The following is a 21766-nucleotide window of genomic DNA, read 5'->3' as shown; positions in this document are numbered from 1 at the left end:
TGGGCGGGGTGACGACCGACCCGGAAACCCGTCGCCTGCAACTTGTCGAGAACGCCTACCGCATCGCCGACGATGTCCTGTTCCCCGCGGCCGCCGAGGTCGACCGCACCGGCCTGATCCCCGCCACGCACTGGGCGGCGATCGCCGACGCCGGTTTGTTCGGCATCGCTGCACCCGCCGAATCCGGCGGCCCGGGACTGGATTTCGCACAGGTGATCGAGATCCAGGAAGTGATGGCGAGCGGCTGCCTGGGGACGGCGTTCACCTGGATGCAGCATCACGGAGTGGTGATCGCCTTGGCGGGCACCACAAATCAGCCGCTTCGCGACAAACTGTTCGACGACGTGGTGGCCGGTCGGGTCCGTGCCGGTGTCGCCTATGCCGGGGTGGTCCCCACTCCACCGCGGATGCGGGCCACACGCGTCGACGGCGGCTGGCGCTTCGACGGCTACGCCCCGTTCGTCAGCGGCTGGGGCATCGTCGACGTCCTGCAGATCTCCGCCCGCGACATCGAGACCGACGACGTCCTGGCCGCCATCCTGCCGCTCGACCCGCCACCGGACGCAATCACCGTCTCCCCGTTGCATCTCAGTGCCGCCGACGCGACCCGCACGGTGTCGCTGGCCGTCGACGGGCTGTACATCCCCGACGCGAAAATCGTGAGCCGCACCTCGCTCGACGACTTCTTCGCCACCCAGAACATCGGCATCCGCATCAACGGCACGCTGCCACTCGGCCTCCTCCGTCGCTGCACCGCGCTGCTCGATCAGGCCGGACAGATTGAGGCCGCCCGGACGCTCCGCGAACGCGGCAGCGAAGCCCGCACCCGCCTCGACGCCGGACTCTCCGACGCCGACACCCTCATCGAAGCACGCGCCACCGCCGCCCAACTCGCCGTCGACGCGTCGGCGACGCTGGTGGCCGCCGACGGTGGACGCGCCCTGCTGCGCGGCAATCATCCGGAGCGGCTCGCCCGCGAGGCGGTGTTCACCCTCGTCGCGGCGAGCCGTCCGGCATTGAAAGACCTTCTGGTGGAACGGTTCAGCGTGGAACCTCTCAGCGTGGAACCTCTCAGGGGCGCGCGTGCCGAGTCGCGTACTCGGTGAGGAAGGTCGCCTCGGCGATCGCCATGTGCTCGATCTCGCTCGGGTCAACGCTCTCGTTGGGCGCGTGGATGAGGCACTGGGGTTCCTCGACGCCGATCAGCATGATCTCGGCGTCGGGCATCTCGTCGGCGAAGACGTTGCACAGCGGGATGGATCCGCCCTGCCCCATCAGGAGCACCTCATCGGTGCCGTACGCGCTCTTGAGTGAGTCGACGAGAGTGTCGTAGCCGGGTCCCGAGGTGGCGCCGACGAACGGCGACCCGTCGGCCTCCATCTCGAACGACACCTTCACATGCCAGGGCGCAACGGCTTTCAGGTGGTCGACGAGTGCGCTCTGGGCGTGCTTGGCGTCCATTCCCGGGGGCACCCGAAGGTTGATGCGCGCCCGCGCTTTCGGCACAACCGACGCCGACGATCCCACGACCGGCGGGCAGTCGATGCCCAGGACGGTGGCCGCGGGTCGCGCCCACACCATGTCGGCGACCGAGCCGGACCCGAGCAGATCGACGCCGTCGAGGACGTTGGCGTCGGTGCGAAACGCATCGGCCGGATAGTCCACGCCGGACCAGGTCTGCGACGCATCCAATCCGGTGATCGTGGTATTGCCCTGGGCATCTCGCAGCGATGCGAGCATGGCGATCAACGCGGCCAACGCATCTGGCGCGGCTCCCCCGAACATACCGGAATGCATTGCCGAACCGAGGGTTTCGACGGAGACGATGATGTTGGCGATACCTCGCAGTGTCGTCGTGAGACTCGGCTTACCCACCGCGAAGTTGCCGGAATCGGCGATGATGATCGCATCAGCCGCCAGCAGGTCCAGGTTGCGCGGCACGAAATCCTCGATGCCGCCGGTCCCCTGCTCCTCGGAGCCCTCACCAAGGATCTTGACGTTGACCGGAATGTTGCCGTCAAGGGCGCGCAGTGCGGTCAGGTGCATCGCGATATTGCCCTTGCAGTCGGCCGCACCACGTCCGTACCAGCGGCCCTGGCGTTCGGTGAGTGACCAAACCGGCGAATCCCATTCGTCGGCACCGAGCGGCGGCTGCACGTCGTGATGGAAGTACAGAAGCACGGTGGGGGCGTCGTCGGGTCCGGCCAGATACCCGGTCACCGCTTTGCTGCCGTCGGAGGTCTCGTGCGCGTCGACGTCGCTGAAACCGGCTGCGGTGAAAGCCTCTTGGAGCCAGGCGACCATCTTCTCGCACTCCTCCGGCGGCGACTGCTCGGCATCGTGCACCGATTGGAACCCGACCATCTCGGTCAGGTCGGCCTTCGCCTGCGGCATCAGGTCGTGAACTCGTTCGCGAAGTGCGTCACTCATCGGACCTCGTAACTCCTGTCGATTGGGCGGGTTGTCATGTCAGCTCTGCGGCCTCGATCTGTCCGTCGGCGATCGCGGCGGTCATCAGGGTGTGATCGGCGGCGTTGAGTTCGGCGTAGGCGGTGCCGAAGCAGGCGATCGCCTTGGCGAATCCCTTGCCGCTCTGCAGGTAGTCAGCAATTGCATACCGACTCAGTGTGCGGGCATGGGCATGCGCCAGCGCCCGACCACACAGCCGCGCATAGAGCGTCATCTCGTCGGCACTGAGGGATTCGACGACCACCGATCCCTTACCGTCGCGCAACTGCCGCACGTAGAAGTCCCGCATCTCACCGTTCTCATCGAGACCTGCGGTCCAGCCGAGGAAGACGTCGCTGGCCGCCTGCAGTAGCCGCTGGCCTTCGACGACGCGTTGCCCCTGATTCGGGTACTGCACAGTCGGGACGTGGTCGGCGAGCACCGACCGTTCGGCTTCCTTCAGCTGCAGGAACAGCGGATCCTTGGGGTTGTGGCCACGCATCAGCACGATCCAGCACCGGGTTCCGACGCTGCCGACGCCGACGACCTTGCGGGCGGTGTCGACGACGGTGAACTGATCGAACAGCGCTCGGACGTGGTCGGGTAGGTCCGCTCGATACTTCTGGATGCGCGATTCGACGCGCTCTTGGAGCACATCGGCCTGTTCGTCGGGGAAGAGTTCGTGGGCGGGTACCAGCAGCGGCGGATCACTGCGGATCTGTGCGCGTCCGTCGGCGTCGATGACACAGAGTTTGCTGACCGCCTGCACGCTGTTGCGGTGCCGTGCTTTGCGGAGACCTTTGACCGTGCGCTCGGCGGTCGAACTGTCGAGTCGCGACTCGAATTCCGTGAGCAGTTCCTCGGCGTCGATCCGGGCGTACCAGCAGTCCATCGTCGGCCGTTCGACGCTGCGCAGCATCCATTTCTTGTAGGACTTGGCGACCTCGTGCGCATGCCCGTGGACGGTCTTCGCGTCGAATCCGTTGCCCTGTCCGGCCACCACGAAGCTCGCGGCCAGGCGTTTCACATCCCATTCGAAGGGGCCGGCGCTGGTCTCGTCGAAGTCGTTGACGTCGAACGTCAGTCGCCGTTCCGGGGTGTAGAAGACCCCGAAGTTGCTCAGGTGTGCGTCACCGCAGATCTGGGTCATGACACCGGAATTCGGGGTCGCGGCGAGATCCGCGGCCATCACCGCGGCGGCACCCCGGTAGAAGGTGAACGGGGTGGCGGCCATCCGTGCCATCCGAACCGGGATGAGTTCGGCGACACGGGTGACGGCCTGGGCGTCCAAGATGGCGAGGGGGTTCTTCCGCTCCGTCGCAGCCGGACAGGTGGCCAGTTCGGCAATGGTCGCTGCCATGTCACGCCTCCTATTGGTAGGAGATGAACCACGGCGTCGGCCGGACCCGCATGGTCTGGGCCGGGGTGAACGTCGGATGGTCCTCGGTGAAGAAATTCTTCCACCCCATCCACACATTCGGGGGCAGATCGGTGGTAATCCGTCGCCAGGTGTCCATCTTGACCGACGGAATGCCGTGGCCGTCGGCGTGGATGACGGTCGCGAGTTCGGGATGCGAGGTGACGATGCGCTTACGGTTGGCGAGCATGTCGCTGTCGAACTCGTGCAGCACGAAGACCTTCTGCGGCAACCCCTTCGACCGTACCAACCCGGCCAGCCAGTCCGAGGTACGGTTCACCTCGTCGGCCGACACCGACCCGATCTGGGTGAGGTGCACCTGATTCGGCTTGAGCCGCCACTCCGGATCCAGTGCCAGACCGACATTCGGCTCGGCGAGCAGATCGGCGTAGCGCCGCGCCTGGGTGAGGAAGTCCATGCGCCCGGGCTGCAGGTCGAGCGTCACGTACACACCGGCCTTGCGGGCGGCCTGGACCCACGGCCGGATGGTGTTCGGGTCGATCATGTTGGTGTAGGTGTTCCCCACCCCCGGCGCCGCCGAGGCGACGGTCACGATGATCTCAAAGGCCGGCACCACGGGTGCGCGGCTCACGGGCTGATATTGCGCCGCAAGCTTTTTCACCCGGGCGATGGACGCTTGGAGCCCCTGCTGACCGAGCGGCCCGAGCGATGGCGCACCGGGCGAGCCATAGAGGGCGACGATGCGGCGACCCGGGAACACGACCTGTCCACCGCCGGGCAATTCCGGCTGCGTCAACGCGGTACGCAGGCGATCCCCGAACTCGTCGCTGCTGCCGAATCCGTCGCCGAAGGCGCGGACCGCGGCGTGCGGGCAATTCCGCAACACCGTCACCGAATCGCCGGTGGCGCGCGGATCGCTGCCGGGCACCCGGACGACCGTGGCCCCCGCAGCGGTCGCGGTGGTCTCCGCGTCCGGCCGCGCAACATCGTCGAGGTAGGCGATCGAGTCGGCACCACCGAAGTCATTGCCGGACAGCCCCGACAGATCGGTCGACACGTTCGGTACGCCGAGTCCGTCGGCGATGCTCCGGTCGCCGACGACGTAGACCGTGCCGGTGTCGAGGCGATCGAGTTCGCCGGCCACCGCGGCTCGGTTCCCGGCGTCGACGGCGAACACCGGCACGTGGTGTGCGGTGGCGGTCGTCCGTGTCCGGTCCCACAGGTCCGGTGTCGCGGCGGGATCGATGACGATCGCCTCGGGTGACCGGGTGAACAGCGTCTTGCTGACCGCGACGCTGTCGCCGATCGGAACCACCTCCGAGGTGCCGCCCGGTAGCTGTGCGGCGGCGCTCGGACTGGAGGTGCGGACGACGGCGGATGCTGCGGTGAGCACCGCCACGACGACGAGGACGATGCCCACCAACCACATGCGTTGCCGTGACATCCGCCCGCTCGCCTCCCGCTGCTCGACTCGAGTGAACCGGGCCAACGTATCAGGAGTCGAGGGCCGATCCGGGGACGGCGGTCGGCGTGCTCAGCCGCAATCGCGGTGATGGAACTGCAGGGCGAACAGCTCCTGGTCGACGCGATCGGAATCCGGCCCCAGACGGGGCGGCACGGAGAACCCCCGCACCGCCAGGTCGGCAAGGTGACCGAGCGGGACGGGCGTGGGATCACCCACCGCGCGATGTGCGCGGTAGACGACCACGACGGCCGGAACGAGGACCACGGCAAGGAGGGTGACCAGCACTAATGTGTTCATGACAGAAATTATTCTGCCGAAAAGATCGTGCCACTAGTGGCACGAAAGACAATGTGCGCAAAGTTTCTGCCATACTGGATCGGTGTTGCAAACCGTCGCCGTCCTCCTCTACCGCAAGGTGGCACTTTTCGAGTTCGGCGTGCTCAACGAGGTCTTCGGCCTCGACCGCACCGACGACGGCGTCCCCGCCTTCGAGTTCCTGATCGGCTCACCCGAGCCCGGCGCGCCGCTGGACATCGGTAACGGCGCGTTCGTCGTACCTCCGCACTCACTCGAGGACTGCCTGCGCGCCGACCTCGTCGCGGTGCCCGGCGGCAGCACCAACGGGCCGTACCCGGCGGAGATCCTCGACACCTTGCGCGGCGTCGTCGACAACGGTGGCCGCGTCCTCACGGTGTGCTCAGGGGCATTCGCCGCCGGCGCCGCAGGACTCCTCGACGGTCGCCGCTGCACCACCCACTGGCGCTACGGCGCCAAGCTCGCCGAGACCTTCCCGAAGGCGATCGTCGACACCGACGTGCTGTTCGTCGACGACGGCCCGATCACCACCAGCGCCGGGACCGCGGCGGGGATCGATGCGGCGCTACACCTGGTTCGGGAGGAATTCGGACCCGACGTCGCCAATCGCATCGCGCGCCGCATGGTCGTGCCACCGCACCGCGATGGCGGTCAGCGACAGTTCGTGGAGGCCCCGGTACCCGCCTGTGAGTCCGACGGCTTCGCGACGATGCTGCAGTGGATGGTCGAGCACCTCGACCGCGAGATCGCCGTCGACGACCTCGCCGCCCGCATGCACATGTCGAGTAGGACCTTCGCCCGACGATTCGTCGAAGAAGTCGGGGTGTCGCCGCACAAGTGGCTGACCGAGCAGCGCGTGCTGCATGCGCGCCGCCTGCTCGAATCCACCGACCTGGCCGTCGACGCGGTCGCCGGCAAGGCCGGGTTCGCGTCGGCGACACTGCTGCGACACCACTTCAACGCCGCGGTCGGGGTCACCCCGACGGTCTACCGGCGGCGTTTCGCCGCGCCGTAGATAACTCCGGGACACTAGTCCGTCGCGTAGGAGTCCTTGAAGGACACCCGCGGGGTGGTCGCCGAGTGGTACGCGGCCAGTGCCACGAAGACCACCGCCGCGACCCCGAACACCACCGCGAGCACCAGCGCCGCGATGTGCACGACGTCGAAGGTCAGTCCCCCGCCCGAGGCGCTGAACAGCACGGCAACCACCGCCAGCACCGTCCCCAGCAACGCCCAGGCCGCACTCCGCAGCCGCGGCGCGACCACAGACGCATAGAAAAGTCGCTGATAGATGGCCAGCTCGAACTCGTCGACCGCAGCCAACCGCACCGCGTCGTCCCCGGCCAGGGCGCGCAGATCGCGCGCCAGTGTCACATCCCCCTGCAGCTTGCGGGTCTCCCGCTCGCGATAGCGCACGTAGGCGATCACGCCCACCGTCACCGCGATCAACCCCAAGCCGACAACTGCTCCCCACTTGTCCACGACCCCACACGGTACAGGTCACACCTGTGCGCGAGGTGCGCCAGGTCACAAGCCGGAATCCGGGAGCAACGATGCCGTTTTCGCCCTTGCACATGCCGCCGCGCCCAAGTAAAGTATCGAACATCAGTTCGAGACCATGGGGGGTGAGGCTCGGTGACCAGCACCAACGTCGGTGAGACAGCGGTCTCGCTCTACGGTGAACTCGACGAGTTGCTGGATCGGATCGCCGCCCACAACGCGACCGCCGACTCCTATCAGGACACCATCGCCGCGGCCGAAGCCCACGAACGCAGTGCCCGACGGATGAGTTACCTCGGGTTGCAGCGGGTGATGGAGTGCAACGACCGCGGGGTGGCGGGCTTGGAGGGCTACCGGTCGATCAACGACTTCATGGCGTTTGCCCTGCGGATCACCGACCCCGGACGCCGTCGCAAACTGATGTTTCATCTGATGCCGATGTACTCGCTGACCGGGGAACTACTGGCACCGAAGTGCCCGAACCTGGCCGCCGCATTGGCCGACGGGGCGATCGGCCCCGATCACGCGATCACTGTCATCGACATCCTCACCAAGATCCCCGGCGCGGTGGACCCCGAGGTACGTGAGGCGGCCGAGGCCGAGATGGCTGAGCATGCGCGCTCGTTCATGCCGCAAGAACTCAAGGTGCTCGGCGCCGACTTGTTGGCGCGCATCGACCCCGATGGCACCCTCACCGACGACAAAGACCGACGACGACAACGCTCGCTGTACCTGTCCAAGCAGGACACCCAGTTGATGGCCACCCTCGAAGGCCACCTCGACCCGGCCACCACCGCCCTGCTCCGACTGGTCCTCGACGCCTGGGCCGCCCCCGGAATGAACATGCCCGACAATCCGGACTCACCCTGCGGCAACAAAGACGACGCCGACCCCGAAGCGTTGAAGGCCGCCGCCAGAACCGATTTCCGTACCCAGGCCCAACGTAATCATGATGCGCTGCACGCCTTGCTCAAGGCCGTGGCCGACGGAGGCCTGCTCGGGAAATCCCACCGGGGTTTGCCGCCGCATCTGATCGTCACCATCACCGAAACCGCGTTGCGGGAGCGGGCCGGGGTCGCGACGACCGCCGGAGGGGATCTGCTACCGATCTCCGAGGTCATCGAGTTGGCCGCCGACGCCCACCCGCACCTCGCGGTCTTCACCGGCCACAGCGCCGAACCACTCTATCTGGGAGACGGTCACCGGTTGGCGAATCAAGCCCAACGCATGATGCTGCTCGCCCGCGATGGCGCGGTGTGCACGTGCCCGGGGTGTAGTCAGCCGTTCACCCACCTCGAGGTCCATCATGCGGAAAAAGATTGGGCCGATGGCGGGTTGACCGACATCATCGACCTCGCCGGCGCGTGCCCGAAACACAATCGGATGGTCGGGGATCAGCCCGGACAATGGTCGACCCACATCATCAAAGACGGACCCGACGCCGGGCGCCCCGCCTGGGCCCGCAACGGCCGTGACGGGCCCGGCCCGGCGCGGGTCAACCGCACCGGCATCGTCGCCCACGACTTCGCCCGCCGCCTCGCCGCGCGACGAGCCAACACCCCCACCCACCAGAACCGGTCGAGCACAACCGAACCCAAAGTATCGACCGGACCACCATCCACACCGGAGGAGCGACGCCGCATCCCACGGCTGATCGCCTCGGGCTGGGCCGTCACCACCATTGGCCTGACACCGCCCAACTGACACGTGCTGCGGCCACTCACTCGGCAGGGGTGCGTGGCTCCCGCGTGCCCGAAAGACAGAAACGAACCCCCGCCGGGGGCTGTCCGGCGGGGGTTCGTTCTCGGGATGGTCAGGCGATCTGCGCCTGCCACATCCAGTGCAACTGCTCGAGCTTGGAGGCGAAGCCGATCAGCAGATCCTGCGTGACCGGGTCGGTCTTCTCGGTCACCGAGATCCGCTCACGCAGACCAGCGATGACAGTCTGAAGGTTCTCCACGACGGCGGCAACCACGTCGCCGTCCTTGGTCCAGCCCTCACCAAACCCCTTGGTGTGGGCCGTCTTCGCGACAGTCTCCGCGCGACCGTCCGGGCTCACCCCGATGGCGGTGGCGCGCTCGGCGGCGGCGTCGGTGAACTCGCGGGTCACGGTGACGAGCACGTCGAGCTCCAGGTGAACCGATCGGAACTGCTTTCCGACGACGTTCCAGTGCGCCTGCTTGGCGATCAACGACAGGTCGATGAGGTCGACCAGGGTCTCCTGCAGAGCCTGACCGGTGACGGCCTTCTGCTCCTCGGTCAGCGTGCTGGTGATGATTGCGGTCGAGTTACCCATGCGGACAACTCCTTTCCCGTCACGCAGGGCTGCTGCGTGACGAATCGAGTACAGGTCAGACCCGTACGGTTATCTTGTGGTCGATGTTTCCGCGCGTGGCCTTGGAATATGGGCAGAAGGCGTGGGCCGCCTCGGCGAGTTCCTTTGCCGTGGCCTCGTCGACTCCCGGAATGTAGGACTCGATCTCCGCGGTGAGACCGAATCCGCCGTCGGCGGAATCCTTTCCGATGCCGATCGTCACGCTCACCGTCGTCCCATCCGGGACCGGCGAGCCGGACTGCTTCGACGTGGCGCGCAAGGCGCCGAGGTAACACGCGGCGTAGCCGGCGGAGAACAGCTCCTCGGGATTACTGCCCTCACCGCTGCCGCCCATCTCCTTCGGCGGCTGCAGTTCGAGGTCGATGCGACCCGAGTCGGAGACGACTTCGCCGTCACGGCCCCCGCCGGCGGCCTTGGACGAGACGGTGTACACGGTATCGATGGACATGCTGACTCCTCTGGATTGATCCTGAACTTCTCTGTTCACCAACAATTTTCACCGCTGAACGTCACGCTCCGGAAACCTTCCGGCAAGTCGGACAGAGTCCCCAGAACGTGATCTCCGCCTCGCTGACCAGGTATCCGTGATCCTGGTCGGGCACGAGGCACGGCGCCAGACCGTCCACGCAATCGATGTCGACGATCTCTCCGCACGATCGACAGATCAGATGGTGATGATTGTCGGCCGTGCGGGTTTCGTAACGCACCGGCGACCCGGCGGGCTCGATTCGCCGAAGCAGACCGCGCTCGGCACACGCTCGCAGGACGTCGTAGACGGTCTGCGTCGACACCCCACCGAGCTGCTCCCGCACACCGGCCGCCACGAAATCGGCAGTCTCGTGCGGATGTTCATGCAGAATCTCCATCACCGCGAGTCGAGGTGCGGTCACCCGCAGTCCCGCAGCCCGCAGCTGCTGTTGAAAGCTCGGTTCGTCCTGCATGTCGTCCACCTTACGCCCCTTTCTGGATTAATTCCAATTAGTGGAATAGCTCCAGAAAAGCGAGGGTAGCCTTACCGTAGAACGCTCGAGTGGCGAGCACCGCGGATCTGCCTTAAGCTTTTTCGCACGAGGTCGCGTGTAGCAGCGGATAAGACATCCGGTGTTCGCGTCCGCGAGGCTCTTTCTCTGTGGAGCGTCGCGTCGAAAAGCGCATGACGTCCTCATTGCCACAGAGAGACAACGACCATGAGCAACACCACCCACGACTACGCCCTCGGCGAATTGGACCTCGAATCCCGCATGGGAGCGCTCGGCACCGAGACCACCGACCGCGAGGTCCGTCGCATCTCGCTGGCCGACTTCGACCGTCGGCGCGAACAGATCGCCGACGAACTCTGGTCCGCAGCAACCGATATCGGCTTCTTTCAGGTGGTCGATCATGGCATCGACCTCGCCGCGGTGAACCACGCGTTTGCGATCTCGGAGAAGTTCTTCGCCCTCCCGCGCGAGGTGAAGGAGCAGTATCCGCTGCGTAAGGGCACCAACGCCGGCTGGGAGTACTCCAGTCAGGTGCGACCGTCCGTCGGTACGCCGGATCAGAAGGAGTCGTACCAGCTGACGCTGCCCCGGATGACCGATCTGTGGCCCTCGGAGGATGAGCTCGCCGGATTCCGCGCCACCCTGCTCGACTTCGAGCACAAGTGCTGGGCGCTGGCGATGAACCTGCTCGGCTGCTTCGCCGACCGCCTCGGATTCGACCGCGAATTCTTCACGCGGGCACATGATCCCGCGTCGTCGACCTACCAGAGCACATTGCGACTGCTGCATTACTACGCTTTCCCGGACGAGTTGCTCGACGAGCCGAACGTGTGGCGGGCCGGCGCCCACACCGACTTCGACGCACTGACCCTGCTGTTCCAGCGGACCGGGCAAGGTGGCCTCCAGGTCCTGCCGGGCGCCGAGGTGGACAGCCAGGCGTGGACCTCTGTCGAGCCGTCCGACGATGCGATCACCTGCAATATCGGAGACATGCTGATGCGCTGGTCCGACGACCGGCTGCCATCGAACTTCCATCGGGTGCGGGCGCCGCGGCCCGACGAGTACACCGGCCCCCGATACACCATCGCGTACTTCGCTCAGGCCAACACCGATGCGCTGATCGAGAGTGCGGGTGGCAAGTATCCGCCGATCACCGGCGGCGAGTACATCGCCCACCGGATCGCCGCGAACTTCGCCAAGTAAGGTCAGCTCTGTGACACAACAGCTTTCGACGATCTCCGATGTCAGCGTCTACACGGGTGGACGATGGGTGGCCCATCAGGACATCCATCTCGCGGCCGGGACCATCTCGTCGATCACCGACGCCGCGCACCCCGGCGACGGCAACGGATACGTCATCCCCGGCTTCGTCAATACTCACACCCATCTGCAGCAGTCGTTGATGCGCGGAATCGCCGAGTGCACACCGTTATTGGAGTGGCTGCTGGCGGTCGGCGAGGAGTCGGTGGCGATCACGCCGCAGCGCGCGTACCTCGCGGCGGTCGCCGCGTCGCTCGAGGCATTACGGTCGGGCACGACCACCGTCGTCGAACACATGTGGCCGCATCCCTCCGACGAGGTGCACGGAGCGGTGATCCAGGCGTTGCGCGACACCGGGATTCGCGCGATTCTCGGCCGTGGCGTTGCGGACCGGCCGGATGCCACGCGGAAGTGGGGCTTCGAGCCACGGCTGATGCAGCCTCTCGGCGATGTGCTCGATCACGTCGATCATCTCCGGGACCAGGTGTCCGACAGCCGAATTGCGATGGCACTGGCGGTACCGAACCCACGGTCGCTCACCGAGCCCGGCATGCTGGCCGTGCGCGAGTTCACGCAGGCCCGCGACCTCTCGGTGTCCATCCATCTGTTGGAGACACCGACCGACGACCGGATGTGCCTGGAGCACGCCGGTGTCGGCGCCGTCGAGTACCTCGATCGGGCCGGCTTCCTATGGAACCGGGTGCTCGCCGTGCACTGTGTGGAACTCGACGACCTCGGTCAGCGCATCCTCGCCGAGCGTGGAGTTGCCGTGTCGCACAACCCGTTGTCCAACATGCGCCTGGGCAGCGGGGTGGCTCCGGTTCCGGCGATGCTCGACCGCGGCCTGGCTGTGGGTCTCGGCGTTGATGGCGCGGCCAGCAACGACACCCAGGACATGCTGGAAACCTTCCGTATCGCGTCGTACCTGCAGCGGGCGGTCCACCAGCGGGCCGACCTGCTGGGCTTCGGCGAGATGCTCGACATCGCCTGCGGCGGAGCAAATGTCGCCCTCGGACAACCCGAGGTGATCGGCGGCCTCAGCGTCGGCATGCCCGCCGACCTGACGGTGATCCGGTTCGACCGCGACTACGCGACCCTGCCCGTCCGCGACCCCGGCGCCTCGCTGCTCACCACCGGCTCCCGCTCCATCGTGGACACGGTGATCGTCGACGGTGAGGCGGTGGTCGTCGACGGCCGCAGCACCCGCATCGACGAGGCCGAGTTCACCAAGGAGTTGCTGGCCCTCCACGCCGGTTGAGCGCCCCGCCGCTGGTTGAGCAGGCTGGCGACGAAGGACAACCCAACCGTGTCGAAACCCCTACCGCCCCCGCAACATCCGGGTTGGCCGCATCCGATCCGACGGCGGTAACCACTGGTTGACCGCACGCTGCAGCGTGAACAGCGCGGCAAGCACCAAGAGCCCGAACTGAATCCACCCCACGACGGGCATCAGCGAGGAGACCTCCGGGTTGCGGAACAGCAGGTCGATCCCGATGGGGATGCACAGCAGGTTCACCACCACCGCGGCCAGGAAGAAGTTCCGGCAGTTGCGGCTGTGGTGAGTGGCGGCAGCGACCAGCAACAGGTACTCGATGACCAGAAACACCACGATCATCACGAGCATGAACGGCGGGAAGAACCCGGCCAGCGAGTTGACCTGCTCCGGGCCACTCGCGTTGCGCGGGTCGGTGGTGACGCCCTCCTGGAGCCGTTGCCGCAACTGGTCGGTGATGGTCCCGAGGTGGCTGAAGCCGTAGACGACGCTGATCAGGCCGGCGAATGCGGAGCACCACCAAGCGATTCGCGCGTGCCGGGCGAGCGCCGCCGGCGGCGGACCCGGATCGGACTCCCGCGGCGGATACAGGTTGGCCGCGTCCTTGTCCTTCGACCTCCGCTCGATGGCCGCGAGGTCCTCGGCATCGAGTTCGGCCTGGGTCGGCACGCGGTCCGGATCGTCGGCGGGGTCGGTCATGTCACCAATTCTTCCACTCCGGGCACCGATGCTCACCGAGCGATCTTGAGCATTCGCCCGACAGTGGCCTGCCAGAGTGTGCCGTCGCGGGCGATGGTGCCGGTCAGTTCCAGCGGTTCGTCGACCGGGCCGTCCCCGACCCGCACCGTGGCCACCCGTCGTCCGGTCGCGAAATCGGTTGCGAGGTAATAGATCGGGCCGACCTGCTGGATGCCGGGCCGATACGGACCGTAGCCGAGGCCGTTGATCAGCCCGTCCGCCCGCGACAGCCGGGGCAGGGAGGCGAGCCGATCGTTGTTCTCCCACACGCGATGACATCCGCGCGCGGTGACGTCGATGCGGGTGGAGCCACCGACGAACGGCGCATTCGCCGGCACGCTCGGTCCGGTCACCGCCATCGGCGGGTATTGATAGCCGTAAGTGCTGGGGATGACCAGCGCATTGCCCCACGCCATCGGCGAGTTCTCGGTGCCCTGCCCCGAGGTGCCGAACGCGCGCATTCGACAGACCGTTGACCCGGTGTCCGCGTCGTAGACGATCAGCTGCGGCCGTGACGCATTGTCGACGATCGCCACCCAGCCGTCGCCGCCGGGGCCGAAATAGGTTGGTGTCGTGCCGGATCCCCAGGTGAGTTGGCCGGGCAGGCGTGCCGATCCGCGGTCGTAGGCACGCCGCCACACCGTGCGCGGCACACCGTCGGCGCCGGCCCGCATCTCGTAGAGCGCGTGGGTCGTGAGGATCGACGCCCCGTTCGCGCGGATCGAGAGGCCATTGCCCAGGTCTTCCCCGCGCGGCAGGTGCATCGACCGGACCCGTTTGGCCTGATCGACAGTGCCGACCACGCCATGCGTCGTCGCGAACCAGATCCGGCCGTCGAAGTCGGGGGCGAGGCCGGTCACCGCGTCGCCGGCCGGGATGTGGCGACCGAGGTCGATCCGGTCGGAGACATACACCTGCCATCCGGCGGCCGTTCGCCGATGCCCAACGCGCAGAATCGCATTCGATCCGTCGGCGACGACCACCCGGTTGCGGTCGTCGAGATACCCGTAGACCCCGCCGAGCAGACCACCCTTGGTGAGTTGCAGGCGAGCGAGTGGCACTGCGGTGGCCGGGTCGAACAACGTCACCGTCGCCACCGCGACGGTCGGCGGTGACGTGCCGACGAACTGCGTACACAGCGATACCGGCATGCCGTCACTGCCGATGAACGTCGCCGCGCACGCCCCACCCGGCACCGACGACGCCGCCACGTGCGCGGTCCTCCCCGGCCCACGGAACGGCGTCGAGTCTGTCGACCACAGGTCGCCGTGCATCAGCGACGTTCCGGTCGGACCGAGGCCGGGTGTCGTGGCCGCTGCCGCGGGACCGGCCGTCCCCGCGGTGGCGAGTACCACCGCCGCGGCCACGCCCAGCCACCACCGACCGCGGCGACCGGTCCGCACTTCTTTCCCCGACCGCGTGAAGATTCTCCAGTTGCAGCGGGGGGATCTTTGCGTGGTCGGGGGAAGAATGCTCATCGTCGAACAGCCTCTCAGCGATCGAAATGCGTCAGGATGAACTGCGTCCCGGGCAGCAGCGTGGTGAGCATCGGCAGCGCGTGGTTGACCACCATTCCCGGGAAGATCGGAGGGATCGGGTTGGTCACCATCGACACCTGGGCGCCCTGCGCACGCCAGTCACGGTTGAGCTGCGCGACCTGTCCGTACGGGATCACGTCGTCGTTGATGCCGCCCTCGATCAGTACCGGCGCGTTGGGCTTGAGCCGACCGATGCGCTGCTCGTCGACGATCTTCTGCACGTTCGGGTACTGCCGGATGACCGCCGACAACGGCTTGCCCGAGCGCGTCCAGCTGCTGGTGCGCTGGAACCCGGTCGACAGGATGATGTCCCCGATGCACTGCTGGGACACCAGCTTCAGCGCCGCCTTACCGCGCGCATTGGTCTCCCTGTCGATCACCGTGCGCAATTCGGGATAGCGGGCCTGCAGTCCGTTGATGGCGAAGCCGATCGCCCCGGAGATGGCGGTGCCGTCGATCTGGTCGATGACCTTGCCCAGATCCGCCGGCGGTGCACCCGCGTAGGTGGCCTTCACGTTGAGCTCGGGCGCGTAGGTCTCGGCGAGTTCGGCCGCCGACGCCGCCGCGCCACCGCCCTGCGAGTAGCCGGCGAACGCGACCGGCGCGTTCTTCGGCGCATGTGCGACGCGCAGCGCAGCCCGTGCGGCGTCGAGCATCGCGTGGCCCTCTTCGGCGCGGTTCACATACGTGTGGATACCCGGCGTGCCCATGCCGATGTAGTCGGTCATCGCGACACGAACACCGTTGAGCAGCATCAGATTGACTTCGAGCGCGGTGTAATTGAGCGCGATGGACGGCTTCGACGGATCGATCGCCATCGGGAAGCTCATGAGTTTCGATCCGGCACACTGGTCCCCCTGACCAATGGTGCCCGGCCCGATCACGACCGTCGGCCGCGGTCCGCGACCGCGCCACGGCGTGGTGGGCTCGATGACGGTTCCGGTGACCGCGGCGGGCTTGTCGTTCTGATACCGCGAGGTGTACATGATCCGGGTGCCGGTGCCCGGCCACTGGTTGGCGATGCCCGGGATCTGCAGCAGCAGCGGGCTGGGCTCGCTGCGGATGATCGATCCGGGTGTTGCCGAATAGCGTGCGGGCGGCGTGTAGAAGTCGCCTGCCGCGGATGCCGTCGGCGCCGCGACCGCGAATCCGGTGGCGGCGAGTGCGCCGCTGACCACCATCGTCGCCGTTCGACGCAGCACCGATTGACGTGTTGAGAAGATCCCCCTGAGTTGTCTCATGAACCGGTAACCTACCGCACAGTAACCTGGACGGGTGACCGGGGTCATGATTCTCTACCACACGGACTGTTCCACCTGATCCACGAGGTCGTCGACGCCGCTCCGCACATCTATCACCAGCCCCGATTCGTCGTCGGCGAGCGGTTGCAGCGTCGCGATCTGAGACGCGAAGAGTTCCGGTGGCATGAAGTGGCCGGGGCGGTCCGCCTGCCGCGCGGCGATCACCTCGGCCGAACCGTCCAGGTGTAGGAACCACGTCGACGGCGCGTGCCTCCGCAGCCGGTCGCGATAGCTCCGTTTGAGCGCCGAACAACTCATCACGCACCCGTCGGGATGACGCGCCAGCCACTGCCCGACCAGATCGAGCCAGGGCCACCGGTCCTCGTCGTCGAGAGGCTGTCCCGCCGACATCTTCGCGATGTTCGACCCCGGATGCAGATCGTCCGCGTCCGCGAACGGAACCGAGAGTCGTTGCGCGAGTGCGACACCCACGGTCGACTTGCCGGATCCCGAGACGCCCATGACGACGATCGGCGGCGTCATGCGTGCGTCAGCTGAAGCGGATGTTCATTGTCGCGAGCCCAAAGATCTTGCGCCCGCCCGATTTCGCGACCAGGATGACCACGCCGCTACGGGTCTCGGGGTCGAGCGATTTGATCTTGCCGCTGAACTCGATGTCGCCGCCGCCGAGCGCCGGGACCACCGCGACCTGCGACAGCCGGACCGAATAGCGGGTCACCGCACCAGGATCGCCCGACCAGGCCGACACGAAGCCGGCGCCCAGTCCCATGGTCAACATGCCGTGGGCGATCACGTCGGGTAGGCCGGCCGCCTTCGCGATCGGCTCGTCCCAATGGATCGGATTGCCGTCGCCGGAGACACCTGCGTAGTTGACGAGGTCGCCGCGGGAGAGTCGCGCATGGCGCAGCGGGAGTACATCACCGACGGCGAGGTCGTCGAACCGCAACGACCCGGGGGTGCGGTCGACACCGGCCGTGGAGATCCGTTGCGGCACATCGGGTCGCACGGTCTTGTGATACTCGGCATCGAATCCATCGGTGGACAGCACGGTCACGTCGTGGACCATCAGGCTGCGGGCGAGCTCGGTCATCGACGAGTCCACCTCGTCGCTGCTCACGCCGACCACGGTGGTGTGCATGGAGTGCACGGTCTCGCCGGCCGCATCGGTGAACGTGTTGGTGATGGTGAACATGTCGCGGCCCGCGATGCGCCGCACCCCGGTCAATTCGACGTCGGTCGTCAGCTCGTCACCCTCGACGATCGGGCGATGTTGCTCGAAGACCTGCTCGGTCTGCACGTAGGTCTCGTAGCCCACGACGACGGTCTCCAGCAGCTGCCGGTTGGCCGTCATCGCGGGGATCGAGGTGAACGTCAGGGGCGTCACCAGACCCGCGTAACCCAGTGCGGCAGCCGCTGTTTCGTCACGGTGCACGGGGTGGTAATCCTGCACCGCCCGGGCGTACTCGCGCACCTTCTCGCGGCCGACGAGGTAGGTGCCGTCGACCTGGTAGTAGTGGCCGAGCCGATCGGCGATCGCCGGGGCGTCAGGTGAGGACATGGTGATCGTGCCGATCTGTCGGTGCGGAAACGGAGGATGCGCGAAGTGCCGCTAGACGAGCAACTCGGCGATCTGAATGGTGTTGAGTGCAGCGCCCTTTCGCAGGTTGTCACCCGAGATGAACAGGGCCAGGCCCCGTCCGTCGGGCACACCCGGGTCCTGGCGGATCCGGCCGACCAGCGAGTTGTCTCCGCCGGCGGCAGCCAGCGGTGTCGGGACGTCGGTGAGTTCGACACCGGCCGCGGCGGAAAGGATTTCCTGCGCCTGCTGCACCGAGAGCGGATTCGCGAACTCGGCGTTGATCGACAGCGAGTGCCCGGTGAACACCGGCACCCGCACGCACGTGCCGCTCACCAGCAGGTCCGGCAGTCCGAGGATCTTGCGGGATTCGTTGCGCAGCTTCTGATCTTCGTCGGTCTCACCGGAGCCGTCGTCGACCAGCGCGCCGGCGAGGGCGATGACGTCGAAGGCGATCGGGGCGACGTACTTGTTCGGTGCCGGGAACGTGACCGAACTGCCGTCGTACACCAGCTTTTCCACGTCATCGATGACCGCACGCGACTGCGATGCGAGCTCGTCGACGCCGGCGAGGCCGCTGCCGGAGACCGCCTGGTAGCTCGACACGATCAGTCGCTGCAGACCGGCCGCGTCGTGCAGCGGCTTGAGTACCGGCATCGCGGCCATTGTCGTGCAGTTGGGGTTGGCGATGATGCCCTTGGGCGGGTTCTGCGCCAACTCGCCGTTGACCTCTGAAACCACCAGCGGCACATCCTCGTCCTTGCGCCACGCCGACGAGTTGTCGATCACGGTCACGCCGGCCGCGGCGAACCGCGGCGCCTGCTCGCGCGACATGGTGGCACCGGCCGAGAACAGCGCGATGTCCAGTCCGGACGGGTCTGCGGTCGAGGCATCCTCGACGACGATCTCGCCATCGCCCCACGGCAGCTTCTTGCCCGCCGACCGCGACGACGCGAAGAACCGCACCTCGTCGGCGGGGAACTTGCGTTCGGCCAACAGGGTTCGCATGACGCCACCGACCTGACCGGTCGCGCCCACCACTCCGATACGTGCGCCCATGACTATCGCCCCGTCCCTGCGTAGACGACGGCTTCTTCGTCGCCGCCGAGATCGAACGCCGCGTGCAGTGCACGCACCGCGTCGTCGAGTTCGGTGTCGCGGCAGAGCACCGAGATGCGGATCTCCGATGTGGAGATGAGCTCGATGTTGACCCCGGCCTGCGACAGCGCCTCACAGAAGGTGGCCGTGACCCCGGGATGCGACTTCATGCCGGCACCGACGAGCGACACCTTGCCGATGTGATCGTCGTAGACCAGATCGGTGAAGCCGATCTCGCCCTGCAACTTGGTGAGCGACTCCATGCCCTTGGGTCCGAGTTCGCGCGGGAGGGTGAAGGTGATGTCGGTCTTGCCGGTCTCCACCTTGGAGATGTTCTGCAACACCATGTCGATGTTGATCTCGGCGTCGGCGACGGCCCGGAACACCTTGGCGGCGTAGCCCGGCTGATCGGGCAGTCCGGTGACGGTGATCTTGGCCTCGCTGCGATCGTGTGCGACGCCGGTGAGAATGGCTTCTTCCACGGGGATGTCCTCCATCGATCCGGCCACCATGGTGCCGGGTTTGGTCGAGTACGACGAGCGCACGTGAACGGGAACGTTGTACCGGCGGGCGTACTCCACGCACCGCAGCATGAGCACCTTCGCGCCGCAGGCGGCCATCTCGAGCATCTCCTCGAAGGAGACGGTTTCGAGTCGCCGCGCGTCGGGCACGATGCGCGGGTCGGCGGTGTAGATGCCGTCGACGTCGGTGTAGATCTCACACACGTCGGCTTCCAGTGCGGCGGCCAGCGCGACGGCGGTGGTGTCGGAGCCACCGCGTCCGAGCGTGGTGATGTCCTTGGTGTCCTGGGCGACCCCTTGGAAGCCGGCGACCAGCACGATCTTCCCGTCGTCGAGCGCACTGCGGACGCGGCCGGGGGTGACGTCGATGATCTTGGCGGCGCCGTGGCTGCTGGTCGTGATCACCCCGGCCTGTGAGCCGGTGAAGGACTGCGCTTGCGCACCGAGCGAGCTGATGGCCATCGCGACCAGCGCATTGGAGATCCGCTCACCCGAGGTGAGCAGCATGTCCATCTCGCGCGGCGGCGGCGTCGGATTCACCTGCTGGGCCAGGTCGAGCAGTTCGTCGGTGGTGTCGCCCATCGCCGACACGACGACGACGACGTCGTTGCCCTGCTTCTTGGTCTCGACGATGCGCTCGGCGACACGACGAATCCGCTCGGCCGTGGCGACCGAGGATCCTCCGTATTTCTGCACCACGAGTGCCACGTAGACCACCTTTCCGGGTTGACTTCTGCGCGCCTACCTTACCGGCGCCGTGGTCAGTGCCCGAATCCGCGTTGCTGCGCCGGGGGTGGCCTACCATCGTCGAGGTGGCCACCGGAACCGAAGTCGGCGCGACGCCCGACGAGCATCGTCTCCGGCGACCCACCCCCCGACGGACCACCGGCACCGGCGCACCGACCACCCAATCCGCACCGCGATACTGGCGTTCCTGGGGTGAGCCGATCCTGGTCTTCCTGGCGATTCGCGCCGTCGGCATCCTTTTGCTCGCCCGATTCGCGCAGCTCCGGGAGACCGCGCTCGGCGACGCGCTGTGGTTGTGGGACGGCAAGTGGATGGTCGCGATCGCCCAGTACGGCTACGCCGACGTTCCCTACAGCCAGACCGACGCGCGCGGCCTGCACACCGTCGACACCGCCTATGCCTTCTTTCCCGGTTATCCCTATCTGGTTGGCGCGGTCGCCAAGCTGCCGCTGATCACGCCGTTCGGGGCCGCGCTGGCGGTCAATCTGATCCTCGGCTGCATCGCTGCCGTCGGCGCGGCGCGACTCGGCCGGGTGTGCGCCCGGATGATGGCCGAGTCCTCACCGATCGGCCGCGCGAACCCACGTCGGACCGGTCTGTTTCTCGTCGCACTGTTCGCCGCGACGCCGATGTCGATCGTGCTCAACATGGCCTACACCGAGGCGCTGTTCTGTGCGCTCGCGGTGTGGGCGCTGGTCGGGGTGCTCGAACACCGCTGGTTGCTGGCGGGCCTGTGCACGATGCTGGCGGGCGCCAGCCGACCGACGGCCGTCGTGCTGATCGGCGTCGTGATGCTGGCCGCACTGCTGGCCCGCCGCGACGGGTGGCGCGCCTGGGCCGCGGTGGTCCTCAGTCCTCTCGGCTACCTGGGCTATCTGGCCGTCGTGTGGGCACACACCGGGTCGCCGACGGGCTGGTTCCGCATCCAGACCGAGGGCTGGGGCACCGAGTTCGACTGGGGACGCTCGACCTACACCTTCGTCAACGAAACCCTGGTGCACTCGGGTGAGGTCGCGCCGGTCGCCACCGCCTGGATCATCCTGTCGACCCTGGTCATGCTCGGCGTCGCGGCATGGTCGCGCCTACCGTGGCCGGTGCTGCTCTACGGAGCGCTGGTGGTCGCGTCGATCGTGTTGTCGAGCGGCCTGATGATGAGTCGCGCGCGCCTTCTGCTGCCGGCATTCGTGTTGCTGGTGCCGGTGGCGATGGTGCTGGCCCGCTGGCGGCCGCAGGTCGCGGTGGCCGCGATGGTGCCGGTGGTGCTCGGCAGCGCCTGGTTCGGTGCGCACATGCTGACCGTGTATCCGCACGCAATGTGACCCAAGTTGCCTG

The 21766-nt window shown here is 67.0% G+C and carries 21 protein-coding genes; 6 read left to right on the top strand and 15 right to left on the bottom strand.

Annotated elements, in window-relative coordinates; genetic code table 11:
* Nucleotides 1-8 precede the first annotated feature (8 nt).
* Nucleotides 9-1106, top strand: a complete 1098-nt coding sequence (locus tag AAFP30_RS07280; protein ID WP_419229198.1) for an acyl-CoA dehydrogenase family protein — start codon at nt 9-11, stop codon at nt 1104-1106.
* Here the strand turns inward: AAFP30_RS07280 and AAFP30_RS07275 are convergent.
* The 4 genes from AAFP30_RS07275 to AAFP30_RS07260 all read right to left on the bottom strand — a co-directional run bounded on the left by AAFP30_RS07275 (nt 1072) and on the right by AAFP30_RS07260 (nt 5588).
* A complete protein-coding gene (locus AAFP30_RS07275) occupies nt 1072-2430 on the bottom strand; it encodes a dipeptidase (protein WP_419229197.1) in 1359 nt (452 codons plus the stop codon). The two genes, AAFP30_RS07280 and AAFP30_RS07275, sit on opposite strands and share 35 nt — an antisense overlap.
* A gap of 34 nt (nt 2431-2464) precedes the next feature.
* Complete coding sequence (locus AAFP30_RS07270; RefSeq protein WP_419229196.1) at nt 2465-3808, bottom strand: DUF2252 domain-containing protein; 1344 nt, start codon at nt 3806-3808, stop codon at nt 2465-2467.
* Between the two features lie 10 nt (nt 3809-3818).
* Nucleotides 3819-5270 carry a hypothetical protein gene (locus AAFP30_RS07265; RefSeq protein WP_419229195.1) on the bottom strand — a complete coding sequence of 484 codons (1452 nt, stop codon included), beginning with the start codon at nt 5268-5270 and terminating at the stop codon, nt 3819-3821.
* A gap of 90 nt (nt 5271-5360) precedes the next feature.
* Complete coding sequence (locus AAFP30_RS07260; RefSeq protein WP_419229194.1) at nt 5361-5588, bottom strand: hypothetical protein; 228 nt, start codon at nt 5586-5588, stop codon at nt 5361-5363.
* An 82-nt stretch (nt 5589-5670) separates the two neighbouring features.
* On the opposite strand from AAFP30_RS07260, the gene AAFP30_RS07255 reads away from it, so the two are divergent.
* Nucleotides 5671-6621, top strand: coding sequence for a GlxA family transcriptional regulator (locus AAFP30_RS07255; RefSeq protein WP_419229193.1), 951 nt, complete (start codon nt 5671-5673; stop codon nt 6619-6621).
* A gap of 14 nt (nt 6622-6635) precedes the next feature.
* Here AAFP30_RS07255 and AAFP30_RS07250 read toward each other — a convergent pair whose 3' ends face one another.
* Entirely contained in the window at nt 6636-7088 is a 453-nt protein-coding gene (locus AAFP30_RS07250; RefSeq protein WP_419229192.1) for a hypothetical protein, read from the bottom strand.
* Nucleotides 7089-7241: 153 nt separating this feature from the next.
* Here AAFP30_RS07250 and AAFP30_RS07245 point away from each other — a divergent pair, with 153 nt between their 5' ends.
* Entirely contained in the window at nt 7242-8810 is a 1569-nt protein-coding gene (locus tag AAFP30_RS07245; RefSeq protein ID WP_419229191.1) for a DUF222 domain-containing protein, read from the top strand.
* Between the two features lie 109 nt (nt 8811-8919).
* On the opposite strand, the gene AAFP30_RS07240 is transcribed toward AAFP30_RS07245, so the two are convergent.
* From AAFP30_RS07240 to AAFP30_RS07230, 3 genes are all read right to left on the bottom strand, one after another.
* Complete coding sequence (locus AAFP30_RS07240; protein ID WP_419229190.1) at nt 8920-9402, bottom strand: Dps family protein; 483 nt, start codon at nt 9400-9402, stop codon at nt 8920-8922.
* Nucleotides 9403-9457: 55 nt separating this feature from the next.
* Complete coding sequence (locus tag AAFP30_RS07235) at nt 9458-9889, bottom strand: organic hydroperoxide resistance protein (protein ID WP_419229189.1); 432 nt, start codon at nt 9887-9889, stop codon at nt 9458-9460.
* 61 nt (nt 9890-9950) lie between these two features.
* Nucleotides 9951-10382, bottom strand: a complete 432-nt coding sequence (locus tag AAFP30_RS07230; protein WP_419229188.1) for a Fur family transcriptional regulator — start codon at nt 10380-10382, stop codon at nt 9951-9953.
* A 246-nt stretch (nt 10383-10628) separates the two neighbouring features.
* Between AAFP30_RS07230 and AAFP30_RS07225 the strand changes: the two genes are divergently transcribed.
* On the top strand, nt 10629-11624 hold the full coding sequence (locus tag AAFP30_RS07225) for an isopenicillin N synthase family dioxygenase (RefSeq protein WP_419229187.1): 996 nt from the start codon (nt 10629-10631) through the stop codon (nt 11622-11624).
* A gap of 10 nt (nt 11625-11634) precedes the next feature.
* Entirely contained in the window at nt 11635-12939 is a 1305-nt protein-coding gene (locus AAFP30_RS07220) for an amidohydrolase family protein (RefSeq protein ID WP_419229186.1), read from the top strand.
* 60 nt (nt 12940-12999) lie between these two features.
* On the opposite strand, the gene AAFP30_RS07215 is transcribed toward AAFP30_RS07220, so the two are convergent.
* From AAFP30_RS07215 to AAFP30_RS07185, 7 genes are all read right to left on the bottom strand, one after another.
* Complete coding sequence (locus tag AAFP30_RS07215) at nt 13000-13653, bottom strand: hypothetical protein (protein ID WP_419229185.1); 654 nt, start codon at nt 13651-13653, stop codon at nt 13000-13002.
* Between the two features lie 32 nt (nt 13654-13685).
* On the bottom strand, nt 13686-15059 hold the full coding sequence (locus AAFP30_RS07210) for a hypothetical protein (RefSeq protein ID WP_419229184.1): 1374 nt from the start codon (nt 15057-15059) through the stop codon (nt 13686-13688).
* Nucleotides 15060-15184: 125 nt separating this feature from the next.
* Nucleotides 15185-16411 (bottom strand): lipase family protein, encoded by a 1227-nt coding sequence (locus AAFP30_RS07205; protein ID WP_419229220.1) that lies wholly within the window; start codon nt 16409-16411, stop codon nt 15185-15187.
* Between the two features lie 114 nt (nt 16412-16525).
* Nucleotides 16526-17014 carry a gluconokinase gene (locus tag AAFP30_RS07200; RefSeq protein WP_419229183.1) on the bottom strand — a complete coding sequence of 163 codons (489 nt, stop codon included), beginning with the start codon at nt 17012-17014 and terminating at the stop codon, nt 16526-16528.
* A 7-nt stretch (nt 17015-17021) separates the two neighbouring features.
* Nucleotides 17022-18050, bottom strand: coding sequence for a fused (3R)-hydroxyacyl-ACP dehydratase subunits HadA/HadB (locus tag AAFP30_RS07195; RefSeq protein ID WP_419229182.1), 1029 nt, complete (start codon nt 18048-18050; stop codon nt 17022-17024).
* 51 nt (nt 18051-18101) lie between these two features.
* Entirely contained in the window at nt 18102-19127 is a 1026-nt protein-coding gene (locus AAFP30_RS07190) for an aspartate-semialdehyde dehydrogenase (RefSeq protein WP_419229181.1), read from the bottom strand.
* 2 nt (nt 19128-19129) lie between these two features.
* Nucleotides 19130-20395 (bottom strand): aspartate kinase, encoded by a 1266-nt coding sequence (locus tag AAFP30_RS07185; protein WP_419229180.1) that lies wholly within the window; start codon nt 20393-20395, stop codon nt 19130-19132.
* Nucleotides 20396-20499: 104 nt separating this feature from the next.
* On the opposite strand from AAFP30_RS07185, the gene AAFP30_RS07180 reads away from it, so the two are divergent.
* On the top strand, nt 20500-21753 hold the full coding sequence (locus AAFP30_RS07180; RefSeq protein ID WP_419229179.1) for a glycosyltransferase 87 family protein: 1254 nt from the start codon (nt 20500-20502) through the stop codon (nt 21751-21753).
* Nucleotides 21754-21766: the final 13 nt, after the last annotated feature.

Source organism: Gordonia sp. CPCC 205515 (assembly GCF_048537925.1).
In the GTDB taxonomy this organism is placed as follows: domain Bacteria; phylum Actinomycetota; class Actinomycetes; order Mycobacteriales; family Mycobacteriaceae; genus Gordonia.
This window is presented reverse-complemented; position numbering and strand designations above follow the sequence as displayed.